General features: G+C 64.5%; 3 protein-coding genes. All 3 read left to right on the forward strand.

Annotated features, from left to right (window positions below):
• The first annotated feature begins 30 nt into the window (after positions 1–30).
• From BN1724_RS08900 to BN1724_RS08910, 3 genes are read left to right on the forward strand one after another with little or no spacing between them, the layout of a single operon-like run.
• Complete coding sequence (locus BN1724_RS08900) at positions 31–12,219, forward strand: non-ribosomal peptide synthetase (RefSeq protein ID WP_058235069.1); 12,189 nt, start codon at positions 31–33, stop codon at positions 12,217–12,219.
• On the forward strand, positions 12,216–20,060 hold the full coding sequence (locus tag BN1724_RS08905; protein WP_058235070.1) for a non-ribosomal peptide synthetase: 7,845 nt from the start codon (positions 12,216–12,218) through the stop codon (positions 20,058–20,060). Before BN1724_RS08900 ends, BN1724_RS08905 begins: the two co-directional genes overlap by 4 nt.
• Positions 20,057–21,937, forward strand: a complete 1,881-nt coding sequence (locus tag BN1724_RS08910; RefSeq protein WP_058235071.1) for an ATP-binding cassette domain-containing protein — start codon at positions 20,057–20,059, stop codon at positions 21,935–21,937. The genes BN1724_RS08905 and BN1724_RS08910 overlap by 4 nt, the downstream gene beginning before the upstream one ends.
• Position 21,938 lies beyond the last annotated feature (1 nt).

Genomic DNA, 21,938 nt, shown 5'->3' on the forward strand with positions numbered 1-21,938 from the left:
TTCCCCCCTCACCACCAGGATGTTTTCTTCGTGACCAGTACTGTTCCTTCCCCATACGCCGATTCCCGTCCGAACCCGGACCGACGGCCAGAATCTGCCGTGCATTCATGTGATGCCGCGTTGGTCGGATCGGATGCAGTGTCGGAAGAGGTTTTGGCGTTGAGTCCGGCTCAGCGCAGCATCGTCGATGCCCAGCTGCTGGACCCGGATTCCGATGTGTTCGTGGTGGCTGACCGGATCGATATTCGTGGGACGGTCTCGACCACTCTGTTGGCACGGGCGATTGAACAGACGTCGGCGGGCACAGAAGCGTTCGGAACCCGTGTCCGGTGTGATGAGGTGACGGGTGAGCCGTTCCGTATGGCTGGGCCGGTGCAGGCGCGGGTGCGCATCTATGACGTGTCTGCGCAGGCTGATCCCCAGGCGGCTGCGCAGCAGTTGATTGAAGCGGAGCTTGCGCGGGGCGCGGGCGGTTTGTCGGCCCAGGAGCTGGTTGGGCACCTGGTGGTGCGGCTGAGTGCGGGGCACGTGGTGTGGTTGATGCGCTGCCACCATGTGATGGCCGATGGGTACGGGTTATCGCTAGTTGCCCAGAAAGTTGCCGAACGTTACCGCGAATTGGCGGCGATGGACGCGGTGCAGGGCGCGGCAAGGTCCGTTCCGACCGGTGCAGAAACCGGATCGGCGCGCACTGTGGACGACGTACCCATGGGCGACTGGCAGCCCGGATTCGGATCCCTTGAGACCTTAATCAACGCCGACATTGAGGCGGCCAGGACCGCCGACTCATCGGTCATCGAACCGGTGCTGGATCGGGCAGTGGCATCGCTTTGTGTCGACGGACAGGTGCCCACCGTCTCCGGCCGTAGCGTCCCGGCAGTGCGCCGTGCCATCGGAATCGATGTGGTGCTCGACCCCGACGCCACCAAAGCCATGACCCGGATTACTACACGCGAACGCAGCCTCACCTGGGCTGACATTCACACCGCGCTGTACGCTGCCTTCGCTGCCCGGGCCGCAGGAACCGACGCGGTGGTGCTCGGCATCCCCTTCAGCGCGCGTGGAACCCGGCTGGCGGCGCTTACCCCGTCGATGTCTGTGACGGTGCTGCCGCTCCCGGTGCGAATCGATCCGCAGCACACGATCAAAGAGCTCGCCCGAGATGTCGGCAAGGACCTATCGAGTCTGCGGCGCGTCCAGCATCTGCGCGGAGAACAACTCGCCGCCGACCTCAAAGTGCCCACTCTTCTGCGCGGACCGGGAGTAAACCTCAAGCCATACACCCCGACCTTGGACTTTGGCGTTGCCCAGGGGAGGATGCGCACCGAAACCGCAGGTCCGGTGGATGACCTGGATCTTTCCATTGCCGCTGGTCCGGACGGTCTGACTCTGCGCCTCGAGGCCAATCCAGACGCCTACACCCACCATGAACTCACCGAAATTGCTGCACGTTACCGTGGATTTGTGCAGCAGGCGCTGGAACATCCTGATCTGCCGCTGGGACGAATCCCGGCTCTGCCGGTGGGAGACACAGGCGCGGACGCCTCTGAGCCGCTGCCCGAGAGCGGTTTTGCGCTGGTCGATGTCTCTCATGCGCTCGCCGCCGCAGCCCGACGCTACCCCGATGACGTCGCCGTGCGCAGCGGACATGACAACCTGACCTTCGCCGACCTGCACGCCCGCGTGCGCCTCCTTGCGGAGCGTTTGGCACACGAAGGAGCGGGCCCGGAACGGGTGGTTGCAATTGCGCTACCCCGCGGCATCGACCTGGTGGTCGCCATCCTTGCGGTGCTGGAAACAGGCGCCGCATTGACCCCGGTGGACTTGGGATATCCGCCGGAACGGATCACCTACCTGCTGGATGATTGTGACCCGGTGCTGGTGCTAGCCAGCGGGGATACCTGGGTTGCGCAGCATCCACGGGCTTTTCTGATCGACGGTGAGCCTGGGCGGGGCGGACGTGACCTGGACGATGTGCACGGATCGGCTACCCGGTCTGAAGAGGCCGTCGGAGACCAGCACCAGCTGCCCGGCACCTACCACCCGGCCTCCCTCGCATACCTGATCTACACCTCCGGTTCCACGGGCGCCCCCAAGGGCGTGGGAGTCTCACGAGGATCCCTGGCCTTTTTCCTGGCCCACCATGCAGCCACCCTGTTCGGCCCGACAGCTGAGCGGGCCGGACGCAGGCTACGGGCAGCCCACACCGCATCGTTCTCTTTCGACTCGTCGTGGGAACAGCTTTTATGGCTGCTGCTCGGGCATGAGCTGGTGATCTTTGACGAAGATGATCGGCGTGACGCCCGCGCCGTGGTCGAAGCCATCGACGAGCTGCGCCTCGACACCCTCGATGTGACCCCATCATTTGCCACCGGCCTAGTCGAAGCCGGCCTGTTAGAGACCGTTCACCGGCCAGAACTGTTCCTGATCGGCGGTGAAGCCGCTCCCGCAGATCTGTGGCAAAAACTTGCCAACTCGGATCTGCGCAGCCACAACTATTACGGCCCAACCGAAGCAACCGTCGATGCGCTGGAAGCCCCGGTGGCGGGGGAACGGCCCACGATTGGCCGGGCGCTCGCTGGCACCGATGCACTGGTGCTCGACCGGGCTCTGCACCCGGTCCCCGTCGGTGTAGCCGGAGAGCTATATCTGAGCGGCCCGCATCTAGCGCGCGGCTACCAGGGCCGACCTGACCTCACGGCCTCCCGGTTTATCGCCGACCCCCGCGGCGGTGGCGGGCGGCTCTACCGCACGGGTGACATTGTGCGGATTGAGGATGACGGGACGGTGTCCTACCTAGGTCGCAGCGATGACCAGGTGAAAATCCGCGGACATCGGGTTGAGCTAGGGGAGGTGCGCCAGGCCCTCATCTCACTCGACGGGGTGGCGCAGGCAGTAGCGGTGGTGCGCACCACCGGCGGCGCGACCCGGCTGCTCGGATTTGTAATCCCCGACGATGGGGCCCACCTGGATGCATCTGAGCTGCTGGATCGGGTACGCGGTACTGTGCCAGACCATCTGGTGCCTCATGCCCTGGGGATCCTCGATGAGTTTCCGCTGACCGCCCACGGGAAACTCGATACCGCTGCTCTTGCTGAGCCTGATCTGCCGATTGCTTCGGGCCAGGCTCCCCAGACCGACCGTGAACGAGCCGTGTGTGCGGCCATCGGGGACGTGTTGGGCAGCGAATTCGTGCCGGTTGATGTCGACATTGTGACGCTCGGTGCCGACAGCATTGCCGCGATTAGCATCGTCTCTGCTCTGCGCCGCAGAGGATGGGTCGCTCGTCCGCGGGATCTGTTTGCGGCCCGCACAGCCCGTGGTGTGGCGCAGCTGCTTCAGGAATTGAACGCCGCCTCACCGGCGTCCGATGGGCAATCCACCTCTAGGGTGTCGGCGACGGGGCCCGTTCCGGCTACTCCGGTGGTGCGAGAGCTCGAGAGATTATCCCCGAGCCTGAGTGCGGTGGCGGGCTACGCACACAGCGTGGTGCTCACCGTGTCTGACCTCGACCAGGATCGGCTGCGCGAGGCTCTGTGTGAGCTCTCCCGACGGCACCCCATTTTGCAGATGACAGTGACCGAGGGGCCTGACGGGTGGGACCTCGTCATCCCAGAGGCGGCTGCCGGCGCGACCATTAAGCCGGTCCATGACGCCGTGATCGGCGAGTCGGCGGGCGGTACCGCCACTGCTGTGGCGGCGGGGGCTGCCGTGACAGCTGTGCCGGCGTGCCCGTTTACCGTCCGCACAGGGAATGACCTGGACATATTGCGGACCCAACTAGTGGAAGACCTCGATCCGGCCTCGGGCCAGATGCTCGCGGTGGGTCTGTGCCGGGACGATTCGGAGGGCACGCGCGGATGTGATCTGGGCGGCGTGCATCGGGGTGGTCCGAAGGGCGCTACTCAGGCGGGTGTCGATGCGCCCGGCTCGGGCCAGGCTGGTATGGATGGCGATGGCTGCCGGGTGGAGATCGTGCTGGTTGCGCACCACCTGGTGATTGATGGGGTGTCGTGGCGTCTTTTGATCCGTGAGCTTTCGGAGCTGGTGGACACGGGGCACAGGGGTGCCGCAGGGGGACATGAGTCCGTCGGAGCTGATCTCAATCCGGTCGGATCCGACGTCAAATCTGCTGGATCGGATACCTCCTTCGCGGGAGTCGATGCCAATCTTGCCGGTCGTGCCGTGGATGCCGAGTGGCGTCGACGAGCATTAGCGCTGGATATCCTCTCCCTGGAGCCGGACGAAGAACACCATTGGCGCCGCATAGCCCAGAGTCCCTGTGCACTGTTCCCGCAGCCACCTGCGGCCACGCCCTGTCATCGGGTGACGCGGATTGTGCACGGCGCGGACTCGAAGGTTGCCGAAGCAGTTCTGCGCACCCTCCCGGCCTATTTACACGCACGGCCAGATACCGTGCTGGCCGGTGCTTTAACCGCAACCTTGCGGGAATGGAGCGGCGTAACTAACGGTAACTTCCTGTTGGATTGGGAAACTCACGGTCGAGATCCTTTGGTGCCCGGTGACGAGATGGCACACGGCCTCGGGTGGTTCACGGCTGAGTTCCCGATCGCAATTGACCTCGGTCTGGGCGAAGAATCCTCTAACGGCACCGCGACTGGCACACTCGCATCCGCCGACGCCACCAATCCACAGCAACTTGCCGAGGCTATCCGAGCTGCCCGCCACGCTCTGGCAAGTACCCCGCGCGATGGTCTGGGCGCTGACCGCGTTCGCGATGAGAGCGGAACCCCGATGCGAGCGCGCCCCAGTGTGCTGCTGAACTATCTAGGACGCTTTTCCGAAGAACCCCACGGAGACCACACGTCCGTGCGCCTAGCCGGTGAGCGCCCCTTTGAGGTGCATTTTCCCCCTGACCTTCAGATCGCCCATTCCCTGGAAGTGGCCGTGTTCGTGCGGCCGGAGGATGCCGGTCTGGACGTCGAATGGAGCTTTGCCCCGGAGCTCGCCGTCGAAGCGGACCGGATCATTGCCACCTGGGAACGGGCACTGAGTGCGCTCACCTCCCTCGCGGATCGCATCGCCGAAAACCCCGCGGGAACGCCACCCACCCTCATACCCGAGGAGGCAGCCGCAACGGGTCTCGACCTCACGACGGTGCGCCGCTGCGAACGCGAGTACGGTCCGCTCCTAGACATCGCGCCGCTTTCACCGATGCAAGAAGGTCTGCTCTTCCACGCGCTCAAAGACGGTGACCAGGACGTCTACCTCACGACCACCACCGTCCACCTGGAGATGGCCCCGGACCGTACGGGCCGTCGGGAACCGATTGACCCCGAGCTCATCGCCCAAGCGGTCCGCGTCGCGGTCACGAACAATCCCCAGCTTGGCGCTGCATTTGTGGTCGGTGCAGCGGAGGGTCCCGTGCAGTTGATTCCCCGGGACCCCACGGCGCAGGTGAGCGTGCACGGCCTCAACGCTGGCGCCGATATGGAGTGTGCCGATCAAAACACCGCGGATAGGCAGTGCAGCGATTCCGACATCGACCGCCTCCCGGACACTGGCCGCGTCCCCGACCAGTTCATCGCGCAGCTAACCCAGTCGGAACTCGCTCGCCGGGTTGACGTGTCGAGGCCGCCGCTGCTGCGCGCACATATTGTGCGCACCGGCAGGCATACGGCAACCCTGGTGTTGGCCGCCCATCACCTGCTGATGGATGGGTGGTCCACGCCGCTGCTGATCGACCAAATCCTCGCCGAAACCCGTACAGCGCCGGGGACGATGATCCGCACGGCCCCGGGTGCGAGTCAGGCGCTGGGTGTGAGTCAGGCGGCGGGTGCGAGTCATGCGCCGGGCGGGAGCGAGGGATGGCTCTGCCTGCGGCGTGCACTCACGGCCCAGCAGCATCGCGATGACCAGGATGCTCGGCGTGTATGGGCCGAGTATCTCGATGACGTGTCCGGTGGAACTGTGCTTGGCGGTGATCAGAACCCGAAGAACCATATGGCACCCGTCATCACCGAAACGATTGCTGTTCCGCTTGCCGCCGACGATGGTGCGGCGCTGGCCACGACTGCCCGCACCGCTGGGCTGACCATGTCAACCGTGCTGACCGGAGCGTGGGCGCATGTCGTGGGTCGCGCTCTCGGGCGTACCGACGTGGTGGTCGGCGTGACCACGTCCGGGCGCAGCGCAGCGGTGGAGGGCATCACCGAGGCGATTGGGCTGCTGTCTGCCACGGTTCCCGCGCGGTACCGAATGCGCCCCGACGAACCGTTTGAGGATCAGCTGCGCCGCTTCCAGAAACAGCGCGCTGAGCTGCACGAGGTGGAGTCGCTACCGCTCGCAGAGATTGAGTCCACCGCCGGGGTGGGATCGCTTTTCGACACCCTGGTCGTGGTCGAGAACTATCCAGCGGGAACTGATGACATCGCGGGTGGTGTGCGAATCGCCGGGATCGAAGCGGCGGGCGCAACGCATTACGCGGTCGGTATCACGCTGCTCCCTGATATGGCGGGCGTGCCGACCGGTCGTGACGAACGATCCGAGACCGTGCGCATTGACCTGGACTACGACCGGGCTCGGATATCGCCCACTACGGCTCGGGCATTGGCAGATGAACTGGCTGCGGTGCTCAGCGCGCTGGGCAGGAACCTGCGCCACACGCCGCTCACTGTGCCCGCCGGTTCTAACGGGGCTCCTCCTGTGGTTGAGGTTCTGGTTGGCCCGACCCCGGACCAGACTCCGGATGATGGCAACGGAACCTGCGCGGTGGTGCGCAGTCTTGTGCGGGCTGCTGAGGCCGACCCGGACGCTATTGCCGTGCGCTATCAAGATCGCGCGGTCGGCACCCGTGACTTAATCCGCTTGGCGGGTGGTATTCAGCGTGCGATCAGCGGCGTTCTCGCGTCCGCGATGGATTTTGTTGTCACTGATCCCGCCGCGATTGATCCCGCTACCACTGGTCCCGCTACCACTGATTCTGCCGCGACGGATCTTGCCGCGATCGATCCCGCCACCGGCATGGGGGCGCGGACTGTCCCTCATGGTGTGAGTGAGCGCAGGGCTGCGCTCCATGATGCCCATGAGGTTGTGGTGGCGTTAGCCCTTCCCCGCGGCATTGAGATTGTCGCTGCAATCACGGCATGCCTCGCGTACGGGGCTGCCTTTGTGCCCATGGACCCCTCGCTGCCAGCTGACCGGGTCATGGATTTGATTGCCGACAGCGGCGCTAGCCTCGTGATGGCTCCCGCCGGCAGCGACGTGGCCCGTCGTGCTCATCAAGCCAACATTCCGGTGATCGACCCGACTGATCCGGAGGCGCTGACCCCCTGCCCGCTCACCCCACGCGCGGTCCCGGGGCAATCGGCGGCATATCTCATCTACACGTCGGGATCGACGGGGCGTCCCAAAGCTGTGGTGATTACACGCGATGCGCTGGACACCCATTTTGAAGGACTGCGCACCGGACGCCACGCCGAACTGGTGGAGCGGATCACCGCGCAGCGCGGGCGCAGACGGATTATTGCGGTGCACAGCGCATCGTTCTCATTCGACACCTCGTTTATCCAGCTGCATTGGATGTTTGCCGGGCATGAACTGCTGGTGTTGGACGAAGATGAACGCCGCGATCCTGCCCTGTTTGCGGCTCGAGCGCGCGGGGCCGACGTGATCGATGTGGCCCCGGTGCTCGCCGAGCAGCTTCTGGCGGTGGGGCTGTTCGACGGGGACGACCCTCTGCCTGAGGTGTTTCTCGGCGGGGAGGCGGTGACTCCGAGGTTGTGGAGTGCTTTGCGTGACCGGGCTGATCGGACCCGGGCATTGAATCTGTACGGTCCGACCGAGACCACCGTCGATGCGCTTGGCCAGCTCGTCCACGATGCTCCGACTCCGCTGATTGGAACCCCGGTCGCGGGGATTAACGCCACGGTTCTCGACCCGTGGCTGCGTCCGGTGCCGCGCGGTGCGGTGGGCGAGCTGTATATCAGCGGAGGCCAGCTTGCACGCGGTTATGCGGGTCGGCCCGGTTTGACCGCTGCGAGCTTCGTGGCGGCTGCTGACGGAGTGCGGCGCTATCGCACCGGTGACCTGGTGCGAGTCGCTGAGGACGGCCATGTTGAATATCTGGGCCGGGTGGATGACCAGCTGAAGATTTCTGGCTATCGAATTGAACCGGGCGAGGTGGAGACGGCTCTACGTGTTCTGCCCGAGGTTGAACAGGCGGCGGCGTTTGCTGACGTTCCGGGCTCAGTAGCGGGACGGCTCCTCGCTGCGGTAACTCGCAGTAATAAAGCGAATGGAAACCTTGACCCCGACGCGGTGAAGGAGGCTCTGGCATCCTCGCTTCCGCACTATATGGTGCCCTCGCAGGTGCTGGTGCTCGACCAATTGCCGCTGACCACCAGTGGCAAAGTGAATAAATCTGCGCTGCGAGACTTGGCTGCACAGCGCGGTCGAGGCGATACCCGGGTGCTGGTGCCGCCGTCGACGCCGGAGGAAAAAGCTCTGGTCGCAGCGGTTTCTGAAACGCTCGGTGCGCAGGTATCGGTCAGTGACGATTTCTTCCAGCTGGGTGGGCATTCTCTGACGGCGCTGCGCGTGATCGGAGCCCTGCGCGGTGCCGGCTGGAGCCTTGGGGTGGCGGATATTTTCGGGCAGCGCACCTTACGACGCATCGCCACGATGATGTCTGAATCAGGGGCGCCGTCAAAGCTGATGAAGGACACCGACCGGGGGGTGACCTCGGGGTTTGTACCGATTTCTCGGGCTCAACGCCGATTACTGTTCCTCGCTGAAGTTGAGGGAGCAAACTCCACCTATACGGTGCCGGTCTCACTCGAACTGTCCGGGCCGGTCGCCCCTCAGCGTCTTGCATCGGCCTGGGAGAAGGTGGTCAGGCATCACCCCGTATTGCGCACCGTGTATCGCCGACTCGACGGTGATTTCGGCGCGCAAGTTCTCTCCGATCCGCCACCCTCATTCGCGGTCGAGGAGATTAGGATGCCGGCGGTCAATGACCCCGGGATGCCTGGGATTGGCGACCGTGGCGTCGTCGGATCAGTCGATTCTGGGGAACGGGCACGGTGCGGCCTTGACCTCCTCGAACAGCGCATCGCCCAGGAGGAGGCACGCACCTTCGACCTCTTCGATGCGCCGCCCGTCCGGCTGACCCTGCTGACCTGTGGTGCTCGGCAGGTGCTCGTGCTTGCTGCCCATCACATCGCGGTCGACGAAACGTCCATCCAGGTCATATTGGAGGATCTTTCTGCGGTATTAAACGGTAAGGAACCGAAACCTGCTGTGTCGTTCGCGGAGGCTATATCACCGACTGTTTCTTCCCAGGAAGCGGGCGGTGATCCGGAGGCATTGGACCGGTGGAGGCAACGCCTGGCAGGTATCCCGGTAGAACTGGAGCTACCCACGGATCATCCGCGCCCGGATCGACCCGGATACCGGGCGCAGACCGTGAACCTCACCGTGCCCGATGACCTGTCCCGACGCGTGAACCAGCTTGCGGCAGATCGGGGCGTCACCCCGCTCATGGTGTTGCAAACGGCGGTAGCCACGCTGCTCCAGGCGCTGGGTGCCGGTGAGGATGTGGTGCTCGGATCCCCGGTTTCCACCCGCACGGATGAGCGAGCTGCGCGTACGGTCGGTTACCTCGTGAACACGCTTCCGATCCGGTTGAACCTCAGCGACCCGACAGTGTGTTTCGCCGAGCTCGTGCAGCGCACACGGGATGCGGTGCTGGATGCGCTCGCCGACGCGCAGGTACCCTTCGACGCGATTGTTGATGCTCTCACCCCGCCCCGTGCCCTCTCTCGCCATCCGCTGTTCCAGACCATGGTGGCGATTGAAGCGCCGGTGGATGCGCACCTGAGTTTCGGTGACATCACCGCGAAAGAGCGGGAAGGTGTGGTCGATGCGGCTCGGTTCGACCTGGCCGTTCGATACCGGCCTGCTTTCGACCGGGATGCTTCTGACCGGGGTGGTGTCGCTGAGGGTGCTCAGGCTTCAGACACCTCGGCAAGACTTGCGCTCGTCGCCTCGGCAGACCTGTTCGATTCATCGACGGCAGTTGAGCTGGCTGATCGCCTCATGCAATGGCTTGACCAGGCCACCATGACCCCGCACGTGCCGCTTAGCGCGTTCGATGCCCGATTGCCTCGGGAGCGAGAGCGTCAGGCTGTGGATTCGGGTGTGCACGCCGAGGCCCTGTCGCTGCTGAGCGCGTTTGCACATCGCGTTGAGACGACGCCGGAAGCTCTCGCGCTGGTTGCAGGCGGTGACCGGATCCAGTATGCGCAGCTCGCCCGTCGAGTCGTGACGCTGCGCAATGCTCTGCTTCAGGCGGGTGTCACCTCGCAGGATCGGGTCGCTGTGGCGACCGGTCGCGGGCCAGAGCTGATTGTCGCCCTGCTCGGCGTGCTCGCTGCTGGAGCGGCTTATGTGCCGCTGGACGTTGATTATCCCGACGAGCGGATCATCACCATGTTGGATGATGCCGATCCCGCCATGGTGATCGTCGATGAGACTACCCGGGGCGCTGGTCGAGGTCGCCGCGAACTAGTGGTGGCCCGCAGCGGCGACATTGGTATCGAGCGTAGCGACGACATGGGTATCGAGCGCAGCGGCGACATGGGTATCGAGCGTAGCGGCGACATGGGTATCGAGCGTAGCGGCGAGTACGGCAGCGAGTATGGCGACGATAGTGGTGCCGGCCATGTTGGCAATTCTGGCGGTCAGTTCGCCGCCGTATATGACACTCTGGCGACAACACCAGCCAATCCACGGCAACTCGCAGAAATCCTGCGTCACTCGACCACGCCGCACGATTCCGCCGCATACGTGATCTACACATCGGGTTCGACCGGGCGCCCCAAAGGCGTGGTCATTCCGCGCAATGCGCTGGAGGCCTTTATCGCCCACGAGGTGGCCGCGCTCAACCTGAAGGCTAGCGACCGGATGCTGTCAGTCACCACGGTGTCCTTCGACATCGCCGCGTTGGAAATCTATGTGCCGCTCGTCAGTGGGGCCACCGTGGTCTTGGCTGGCCGCGAGGAGGTACGAGATCCTGACCGGCTGGCGGGCCTGATCCGTGCCGAACGGGCGACGATTCTCCAGGCCACGCCGTCGCTGTGGCGGCCACTTCTGGAAGCTCAACCCGATGCCCTCGCGGGGGTAATGGCCCTGTCCGGTGGGGAAGCGCTTCCCGCCGACCTAGCCGCATCCCTGTGCTCAGCCTGCCGGTCCGTGCGCAATGTGTACGGGCCGACCGAAGCGACAGTGTGGGCCACGGCGCAGAACGTTATCGCCGCTGAGAACCGGCCCGATCAGCTGGGCAAGGATTCGGCGTCGATCTTGCCGATCGGAGTCCCCTTTAACGGAATCCGGGCCGAGGTCCTAGATGCCCTGCTGCGTCCGGTGCCCGACGGTGTGCCAGGGGAGCTGTATCTGTCCGGTACCCAGCTCGCCCACGGTTATCTCGGGCGGCCCGACCTGACCTGCTCACGATTCGTCGCGGACCCGTATGGAAAGCCGGGTGAACGGATGTACCGCACCGGTGACCTGGTCACCCGTGACGGCAACGGCACTCTGCGCTTCCTGCGCCGCGTCGACGACCAGGTGAAAGTCGATGGTCACCGCATTGAATTGGGTGAGGTGGACGCCGCTTTGCGTGCGATCCGAGGAGTGCGACGCGCCGCCAGTGTGGTGCGAGCCGACCACACGGGCCGTGCCCGGTTGCTCGGCTATGTGGTTCCGGAACCGGGAGTGCAGCTGGATGTTCTCGGCATCCGGCAGGCGCTCGCCGACAAACTACCCGCCGCCTACATTCCCCGCAGTGTGAGTGTTCTCGACGAGATTCCTTTGACACTGAACGGGAAGATTGCGCGCAACGCCTTGCCAGACCCGGCGACCTGCGAGGACCGGCAGCTGCGCAGTCCGCGCACCGACGCTGAACGGGCCGTGGTGGATGCGGTCGCCGAGACCCTTGGCCGCCCCGATATTTCCGTGGACGATGCGTTCTTTGAACTCGGCGGAGACAGCATTTCCTCGATCCGTCTGGTTGCGCTCGTGAGGCAACGCGGATTTGTGATCACCCCCGGGTTGGTGTTCTCCCAAGGAAACCTCGCGGACCTCGCCGCCGCCGCCCAACCCCTGAACCAAGAACCTGTCCGCCGCACCCGTCGCACCAGGGCGCGTCTGAACGCGCGCGACCTCGGCGCCATCGAACGACTTTTGGAGGACCCCCGATGAGCACCCACGCCGCCGCACCATCCGCACAGGCCAATTCGGTGACCGAAGCGAGGACAGCGGGGGTCACGCCGTCCGTGATCGACGTGTGGCCGCTGACCCCGCTGCAAAACGGGTTACTGTTCCACTCTCTGTGGGAGCAGGAGTCTGGCCACACCAGCTCCTACCTGCTGCAATGCGCTGTGGAAATCGAGGGAGAGGGTCTGGAACCTGCCATTGAGCAGGCCCTTTCGGACACCCTGGATGCTCATGAGAATCTGCGTGCGGGCTTTTACCCGGAGGGTGAAGAAGGGCCCGTCCAATTCATTGTCGATAGCGCGCAGGTGCCGCTGACGGTGCTGGATCTGAGCGCCGCGAATGCGGCTCCGCGTGGGCAGGCGCCATCGCACTCTGAAGTCGCTCGAATCGCAGCCGATCAGTGGGAACGCGGATTCGATCTGGCGCGGCCGCCGTTGCTGCGGGCGTGCTGGCTGAGACTTGCCCCCGCGCGTTCAGTTCTGCTGCTCACCGCTCACCACCTTGTGCTCGATGGATGGTCGATTCCTCTGCTGCTGCAGGACATTTTGGATCGCGCGAGCGGGAATATTCCGCCCGAGGCTTCCGCCACCTACCTCGACTACCTCGACGTCGTAATGCCCGAGGATGACGCTGAACGCACAAGCCGTCACACCGACGCCGTGTGTGACACGCTTGCCGGTCTACCTGGTCCGACGCTACTTGCCCCGCAACAGATCGCGGCGGGAGTGGCCTTGGACTGCCCGGTGGAGCATCGTCGCATCAGTCTCCCCATAGGAAGAAAGTTACGCCAATGTGCACGGGAACTTGGCGTCACTCCAGCGGCGATTCTCAGTGCCAGCTGGGGAATAGCACTGGGCCGACTTACCAACGAATCCGACGTCGTCCTTGGTCTCACCGTGTCGGGGCGCAGCATCGACCTGTCCGGCGCAGACCGGATTATCGGGCTGCTCGGCAACACGCTTCCGCTGCGGATCTCGGCAGCTCCGGGCGACTCCCGGGCTGACGTCCTGCGCCAGGCCCACCGACGCTACGGCGTCCTAGCCGACGCCCAGTCCGCAGATCTCGGACAGGTGCAGACCCGCCTAGGGCACGGAACCCTATTCGATGCACTGCTGGTGGTCGAGAACTACCCAGGCGATATATCTCAGTGGCAATCCACCGACGGCGCTGTGCGAGTTACCGGAACCTGGGCGCACGACGCCACCCACTACCCAGTTTCACTGCTGGCAACCCTCGGCGAAGACCTAGTTCTGGAACTGTCCGTGCGCACGGACGTCCCCGGAGGCATCGACGGCGTCAGCACTGTTTTGCAGGCTGTTCTCAACGCTGTGCTGGATGCCCCCACATCCACGGTCGCCGCCATCACCTTCCCCGCAGCCGATGCCTCCGAGGTATTAGACGGTGGACCCGCGCCCGAAGATAACCTGGATGATCTGCTCGATCAGGTGCTCAACCGACACGCTGATGACGTTGCGGTTGTGCAGGGCGACAATGCGATCACAACAGCTCAGCTCCACGCCCAGGCTCAATGCCTGATGGACGATATATCCGCTGCTCCAGGCCGCGGGGTGGTGGGGATTTTATCCCCCCGCGAAATCACGCTGGTGGCCGGGGTGCTGGCCGCGCTGCGCACAAAGCGCCCGTTTCTCGCCTTGGATCCCACAACTCCACTCGACCGGCTGCGCGCCATGCTCAAAGATGCAGGGGCTGACACCCTCATTGTGTCCGCCGGGCAAGAATGGGTGGCACGCCAGCTCGGATTTGTCCCCGGGACCTCGCGGGTATGGCGGATGACAGGGCAACAGTCGAGCGTCCCGACAGACGAGCGTCGTTTGGCTGTCCAGCGCCATTCAGTGAATCAAGCGAACACCCACACAGACCGAGGTGCTGCCGCTGTAGGTCATCAGATTGGTGGGGGCCAATTCAGCGTTGAGGGCCAAGAAGACGCCGCCTACCTGGTGTTCACCTCTGGCACCACCGGCAGACCTAAGGGGTGCGTGAATACCCGCCGCGGGCTCACCGTGCGTCTGGCGTGGATGCGGGACCGCTTTGGCATCGGGGCGGATGACGTCATCCTGCACAAAACCCCGCTGAGTTTTGACGTGTCCGTCTGGGAACTGGTGCTGCCGCTGGTCACCGGGGCGCGGCTGGTGCTGGCACCGGACGGGGCCCACAGCGACCCCGACAGGTTGGATGCGCTGATTGCCCGCGAGGGTGTCACCACGGTGCATTTCGTACCGTCGATGCTCGGCGCCTATCTGGACCTGGTGCCTGCTCCATCCTGGAACAGCGTGCGCAGAATCATCTGCTCCGGGGAACAGTTGCCCGCGGCGCTCGCCGCGCAGGCCAGTTCCGTCGCCGCCAGCCCCGTGCACAATCTCTACGGACCCGCGGAAGCCGCGATTGACGTGACCGCCTGCGAGGATATTGCGCGCGTAGACCAGGGGGATCAGTATCGCCAAGGAGACCAAGGGAATATAGGGGCTCAGGCCGGTCAGAATGAGGTCGAGCGGTTTGAGAAGGTCGATCAGAGGGCGGGCTCTGCTGTATCGGTGAGCCGGGCTGTAGCCCCGATCGGGTCCGCCGTTCCCGGCACGATCCTGCGCGTGCTCGACAGCGCATTGCGCCCCGTCGGAGTGGGGGGCGTGGGTGAGCTGTACCTCGGCGGATGCCAGCTCGCCCAGGGATACACAGCGCAACCCGGGCTCACTGCGCTGAGGTTTATCGCCGATCCGCAGGGCAGCGGAATGCGGCTGTACCGGACTGGGGACATCGTTGAACTGGCCCCGGATGGTCTGATCTATCGCGGACGCAGCGATGACCAGGTGAAAATCCGGGGTATGCGAGTGGAACCGGCAGAGACCCGGGCCGCACTCGACGCTCTGCCCGAGGTTGCGCAGGCGGCAGTTCTGGTCGATCCCCAGGCTGGTCCGGCACTGGTAGCTCTGGTGTGCCTGAGTGGGCCAGAGCGGTCACAATCCCCGGTCTCACACGAGGTCACGCAGCTGCTCGACCGGGTACATAATGCCTTATCGAGCACGCTTTCGGAGGCGCAAAGGCCCGCCGCGATAGTGCCGGTTACATCCCTTCCGGTCACCGCGAACGGAAAACTGGATCAGCGCGAAGCCCTCCGTTTGGTGCATGAGGCCCGCTTGTCCGCGCGGGCGCAATCTACGCCCCACGCGGAGGCGGGGGTAGCCACCGATCCGCGGGCGCTTCGCCTGATGGAGATCGCCCGCGCGGTGCTGGGCCGTGATGTCGGCGGGGACCAAGACCTGTTTGCCGCGGGTCTCGACAGTATTTCCGCGATCCAGTTCGCGGCGCTGGCCAGGCGGTCGGGTCTGAGCCTCTCGCTGTCCGCCATCTTTGAACACCGCACCCCGAAGGCGCTAGCCACCGTATCCGGCGAGATCGGTTCGGAGGATCCCTCCGACGTGGACACTGTGGCCGGACAGTCCGCGACGCTGTCGCTGGTGTCGCTGTCTGAGACCGATACACGAGTGCTCGATCAGGTTGTTCCCCATCGGGAAACCGTGAGTCCGCTCGGACCTCTTCAGGAAGGTCTTTTCCTGCACACGCAGCTCGGCGGTGACGCGCTGGATGTGTACGTGGTTCAGCACCGTTTAACGCTGCGCACCGAGGTCAACGTGGATGCGCTGCGCCGTGCGGGAGACGCGCTGCTGCGTCGGCATCCCAGCTTGCGCGCCGGTTTTGTTGGGGAGGGGATGCAGGCACCGGTCGCGTTCACCATTCCCGCGGTGCCCATGCCGGTGGCAGAGTACGACCTGACCGATATGGCATTCAACGATCAGGAAGCATGGCTTGAACAGCTGACAGAGCAGCAGGTTACAGATGGTTTTAACCTTGCGAAGCCGCCGTTGATCCGGATCGTCGCGGTGCGCCGCGGCCCAGAGCACTGGCTGATCAGTATTGTTCACCACCACATCCTCACCGATGGCTGGGCGCAGACCATTTTGCTGGACGATCTTTTCCAGCTCTACGACCTGGCGTTGCACTCCTCGGGCACAGTCACTGACGCAGACCTGCCACCCACGGCTGACTACACCGAATATCTGCGGTGGGTGGCGGCGCAAGATCGGGAATCTTCCCTTGAGATTTGGCGGCGTGAACTGTCGGGGCTGGATACGCCGACCCTGGTACGACCCGAATCTGTGGTGAAACCACCCGTGCTGTCTGACACTGTCTCGCAGCGATTGGATCGCGACCTGACCGGCAAGCTGACCGAGCTGGCACGGCGTAGCTCGGTCACCCTGTCCACGGTGTTGTCCTATGCCTGGGCGCATGTGCTGCGAGGTCTCACCGGCCAGGACGATGTCGTATTCGGAACCACCGTGTCGGGCCGACCCGCTGAGATTGACGGCGTGGATCGGATGGTCGGTCTGCTCATGAACACCGTGCCGGTTCGGGTCCAGATCCATCCCGGCCACGATATTTCCCAGCAGTTACGCGAGCACCTAGCGTCTCAGGGACGCGTTATGCCCGCGCACCATATTGGCCTCGGATACGTCCAGCAGGCGGTGGGACACCCGGTTTTGTTCGACACCCTGTACGTGTTCCGCAACCTTCCGGTGGATGAACAGGAACAGTCTGCCGTGTTCGCCCGTCACCGGATTACCGAAGCTGACGCCTACGATGGCACGCACTATTCCCTGGCGATGACGGTGAACCCTGGTGCGGAACTCGAAGTTGCATTGGCGTATCGCCCCGATGTGGTGGAGACCCCGACGGCGGCTATTTACCTCACGCGCTACCTGGAGACGTTGCGCGCCTTGGTCGGACCAGATCGTCCGGTCGGCGCCATACAGAACGCGGTCGATAATGAAAAGTCGCTGGTAGATCGGGTTAACGAGGAAGCTACGCGGGTTGCGCCAGAGGATCGGCACGACGATGGAGGCACACGAACCGTCGCCGACCTTTTGATGGATGCGGCGACTCGCACCCCTGATCGAACAGCACTGGTGGGCCGGGATCTGAGTGGATCGGAGCAGGCGAGATGGACTTTTGCCCAGCTCGCGCAACGGGTTGACGAACTTGCCGCCCTCATCCTTCGGCGCGTATCGGGGCCGGAAGCGGTGGTGGCTCTCGCCCTGCCTCGCACTGTGGAACACGTGGCGGCGATCTTTGCGGTGCTCCGGGCAGGCTGCGCCTACCTTCCGATCGATCTGTCCCTGCCTACGGAACGCCAGAGAGATATGGCGCGCCGAGCTGGAGCCGAATTGGTGCTAGTGCCCCCGGGAAGTTTCGGTATCGAAGGCTTTGGGTCGCTCGATGTCACCGCTGTGCCAGAGGTGCCCTCGGTTAATTTCGCACCCCCCGCGGTGCGCCCCGACCAGCTGGCGTACACCATTTTCACCTCCGGCAGCACCGGTCAACCCAAAGGAGTTGCCGTTCCTCACCGCGGGTTGGTCACCATGTACGACAACCACCTCGACGCCATTTTCCACCCCGCAATCCACCGCGCTGGACGTTCCCCATTGCGCATTGCGCACACGGTGTCGTTCTCCTTCGACATGTCCTGGGAAGAACTGTTCTGGCTGCTCGATGGGCATGAGGTGCACGTCGTAGATGAGGACAGTCGTCTGGACGTGCCCGCGCTGGTCGAGCACTACGCCCACACCGGGATCGACGTGGTCAACGTGACCCCGTCCTATGCGCAGGAACTCATCCGTGCAGGCCTGTTGGATAAACGTCCGCCCGTGCTAGTGCTGCTAGGTGGGGAAGCAATCCCGGCCAAACTGTGGACCCTCCTGCGCGAACACCCCGATCTGATGGCCTATGACCTGTACGGGCCCACCGAGTTCACCATTAATGCGCTCGGGGTTGACCTCTCATCCAGTGACACCCCGTGCCTGGGGCGCCCGATCCTGGATGCCAAGGCATACGTGCTGGATTCGTCGCTGCGGGAGGTGCCACCGGGAGGAACCGGGGAACTGTACCTCGGTGGCGCTGGAATAGCCCGAGGGTATGTCGGTCAAAGCGGCCTGACGGCCTCCCGATTCGTGGCGAACCCATTCGATGGACCTGGTCAGCGGCTATATCGCACCGGAGACGTCGTGCACCGTACGGCAGATGGCGGCATCGAATACCGTGGGCGCGGCGATGACCAAGTCAAGATCCGGGGATATCGGATTGAACTGTCGGAGATTGAATCGGTGGCACACATGCATCCCCGGGTGGCGCAGGCAGCGGCTTCGATTCGACGCAGTCCGACCGGCGCCGAGGCGCTATGCCTGCATCTGGTGCCGGTGGCGGATGAGCTGATCGCGGATGAACCTGGCGGCGATGAGTACGTCACGGATGCGCTGTTACCTATGGCGGGTGAGCCGGTATCGGTATCGGATGAGGAAAAGCCGGGCGATGGAATATCGGACGAGGCCCTGCTAGAGGATGTGCGGACCTGGTTGACCAAGACTCTGCCGGGATACGCCGTGCCGCGCCTGCTCTCGGTGGTCGCCGCGATTCCTCTGACGGCCAACGGAAAAATCGACCGCAAGGCCCTACCCGAACCGCCCTCGATGGCCTCCGGCGATGCGCCGATAGGCGAGGGAGAAATCACTGTGGCCAGGATATTTTCCGAGATTCTGGGTGTTGAGAACGTGGGTCGGGACGACAGTTTCTTCGAGCTGGGCGGACACTCTCTGCTGGCGATGCGGGTGGCAGCGCGCCTCGCCGAGGAGCTGGGGGCGCCGGTTCCCGTCGGCACGGTGATGGTGCATCCGACAGTCGCCGGGCTCGCCGCAGCATTGGCGGCGCCCGCGCGTGCCGGAGCTCTGGCTCACGCTGTGCATCCCGGTGGGCACGCCGCCCCCATTGACGCGGCCCCATCCGGCACGGGCACATCTGACACGAACACATCTGGCACGGGCACATCTGGCGCGGCCCAAACTGATCTGACCCGATCCGCCGCGACATCCGCCGCTCCATCCGCCGCTCCATCCGCTGCACCCGCATCCGCCGGTTCCGATGAAAGTTCAGCCCACAGTGCGGGGCTTGCCCCCGTGCTCACACTGCGCGAACCCGGAGCACAGCCCCCGCTCTTTTGCGTGCACTCGGCGGGGGGCTTTGCCTGGCAGTTCTCTCCGCTGGTCACGATCATGCCCGGCCAGGTGGGAGTGATCGGCCTGCAAGCTCCGTTGCTGTCAGGCAGCGCCAGCACGGCGCAATCTGTCGACGACTTGGCGAGTGAGTACCTCACGCGGATCCGCGCCGTGCAGCCGCATGGACCCTACCGTATGCTGGGGTATTCCTTCGGCGGGAACGTCGCCCATGCGATGGCGGCGCAGCTGACCGCGTCGGGGGAGAGGGTTGAGCTCTTGGCTCTGCTGGACCCCGCTCCGCTGTATGGGCCGGGCGGGCAGGCTAGTTCCCGTGGCGAAGGGACGGACGGTGAACGGTCGGACAGCGAAGGCCTGGATAACGGGTGCCTAGATAGCGATGGTCGAGACGACGACACTGACGATCGCGAGCTGTCGACCGAGAATCAGGACACTGACCTGCGCGAAGCAATTCGCTATGCCCGGAGCATCCCAGCTCTTGCCGACCAGGAGACGGCTCAGCTGGTCGTCAAAAGCCATGCCTGGGCATCAGATCTCATGGCCCGTTCGATTTCCCCAACCACCTCGGTGCCGACCCTGCTGGTGCTCGCGGCCCGCGAAAATCCCGACCCGGAAGCCTGGGGCGCTTTGCTGGGCGATGACCTCCAGGTGATGTCGCTAGACACCGATCATTTCGATCTGGTCGCCCCGTCGTCCTGGGAGAGGATCGGAGGGGTGCTCACGCCCCGGCTCCGCGGAGAGGTCTCATGACCGCGCAGGCCAGCGCGGAGCCTGCACCGACGGTTCCCCGTCCGCGTTTGCGCTGGCCACCCCAAAAACAGCAGGCGGCGCGGGTACGGAGATTGCTGTACGAAGTCGCACTCGGCGTCCGGGGTGATTTGGCAGTGGCGGTCCTCGGTTCGCTCCTGCGTCAGAGTGGGTTCCTCGCCGCGCCCTTCCTGCTCAGTCGGGCCATTGACGACGGGGTAAAACCCGGTAACCCAGCTGCCACCGCCTGGTGGTGCGGTGCGATTGCGCTAGCTGCGGTGGCCCAATACCTCGGACTGTGCGTGTGGGAATACTTCGGTAACCGGGCGGATGCGCGGGCAGGAGTGGCGCTGCGCACGCGGCTGCGCACCAGTGTGCTGAGTTCCGGCGCATCCTCGCAGGCGGTGGGCACCGGGGATCTGGTGGTGCGTGCCGGACGCGACGTGGATGCGGTTCGGGTGTGGGTGCATGGCCTGCCGACGTGGGCTGTGATTGTCATGACCGTGCTTGTGTTGGTGCCGGGATTTGCCGCGCTCGACCCATGGTTACTGATGGTTGCCGCGGGAACTGTGCCGTGTCTAGTGGCTCTGTCACTGCTATACCCTCGCCGTTTTGAACGGGCCAGCGGCCATGCGGCGGCGGCCCACGGGATGCGAGCAAACGTGGTGGACCAGATTGTGCGTGCCGGTTTGCCCTTGCGCGGTATCGGAGCGCAGGACGTCATCCTGGATCGGCATCGGGAGGCCTCCGAGGATCTGGCGCAGCGCACGGTGCGCGCTTCCGGGGTGTTGGCCCGGTGGACAGCACTCGGTGAAGGAGTACCGGCTATCGCCACGGCGGTTGGCGTGCTGGTGGGAGCTCTCGCAGCCTTAGAGGGTCGACTGAGTATTGGCAATTTGGTGACCTTCACCGGGTGGATGGCGACGGTGGGTATCGCGGTGCAGGTCGGGCTGATGCGATGGACCCAGGGGGTGGATGCGAAAGTCGGTGCGACCCGATTGCTCGCGGTGATTGGCCCTCGGTCGGAGAGGCTGGAACGGTCTGCGCCAGATCACCGCTCGGATCCTGAAGACGTGGCAAGTACCGGGGTCGGGAGTCCAGCCAAGGCCCGGGGTGGGGTTCGGGCCAGGATTCGGGATGATGCCAATTCCGGGACCAGAGCCCGGGTTGAAGCCAGGCTCACCTCCCAGAGCGAGATGGGCGGGGAGCCCATCAAGTTACAGGTCTGCGATTTGGTTACGATCCCCGGGGCTGACCCGATAAATCTCGACCTCACAGCGGGCTGTTTAGTGGTGGTGACGGGGCCGGTAGCGAGCGGGAAATCGGTTCTCTTGCGGGTGCTGGCCGGTGACCAACAGCCACATGCCGGGCACGTATTGGTCGATGGCGTGCCGATCCACCGCGCCCGATCCGCTAGCGGACCTGAGGCCACTGGTATCCAGGTCGTCGAACAGCGTCCGCTTGCGCTCACCGGCACAGTGCGCGACAACCTTGCGCTCGGCTGCGCCACCGGCGATTGTCAGGCGGACGACGCCCGCTACCGGGAGGCGTTACATACGGTCGGATTGGACACTGAACTATCGAGCCGTGCCGCCCGTGATGTGCTGGATCTAGACCTCGGCGAGGGCGGCGGAGAACTGTCTGGAGGTCAGCGGCAGCGTCTAGCCGTCGCCCGGGCGTTGGTCGCTGACCCCCGACTCGTGCTGCTGGATGACGTGACCTCGGCGGTGGATCCACACACTGCATCGCGCCTGGTTACCGCGATGCGAAAGGTATCTCGAACATCCATTGTGGTGGCGTCGGGACACAATCCGTTTCTGCTGCGCGAGGCAGACCTCGTGATCGATCTCGGCGCATCAGCACCGGAGGTGACACCTTAGT

The organism is Devriesea agamarum (assembly GCF_900070355.1).
Classification (GTDB): Bacteria; Actinomycetota; Actinomycetes; order Actinomycetales; family Dermabacteraceae; genus Devriesea; species Devriesea agamarum.

Bases quoted from the DNA above. Each gene is read 5' to 3' on its own strand.
- BN1724_RS08905 (WP_058235070.1), top strand. From the start codon at position 12,216: ATGAGCACCCACGCCGCCGCACCATCCGCACAGGCCAATTCGGTGACC.
- BN1724_RS08910 (WP_058235071.1), top strand. From the start codon at position 20,057: ATGACCGCGCAGGCCAGCGCGGAGCCTGCACCGACGGTTCCCCGTCCG.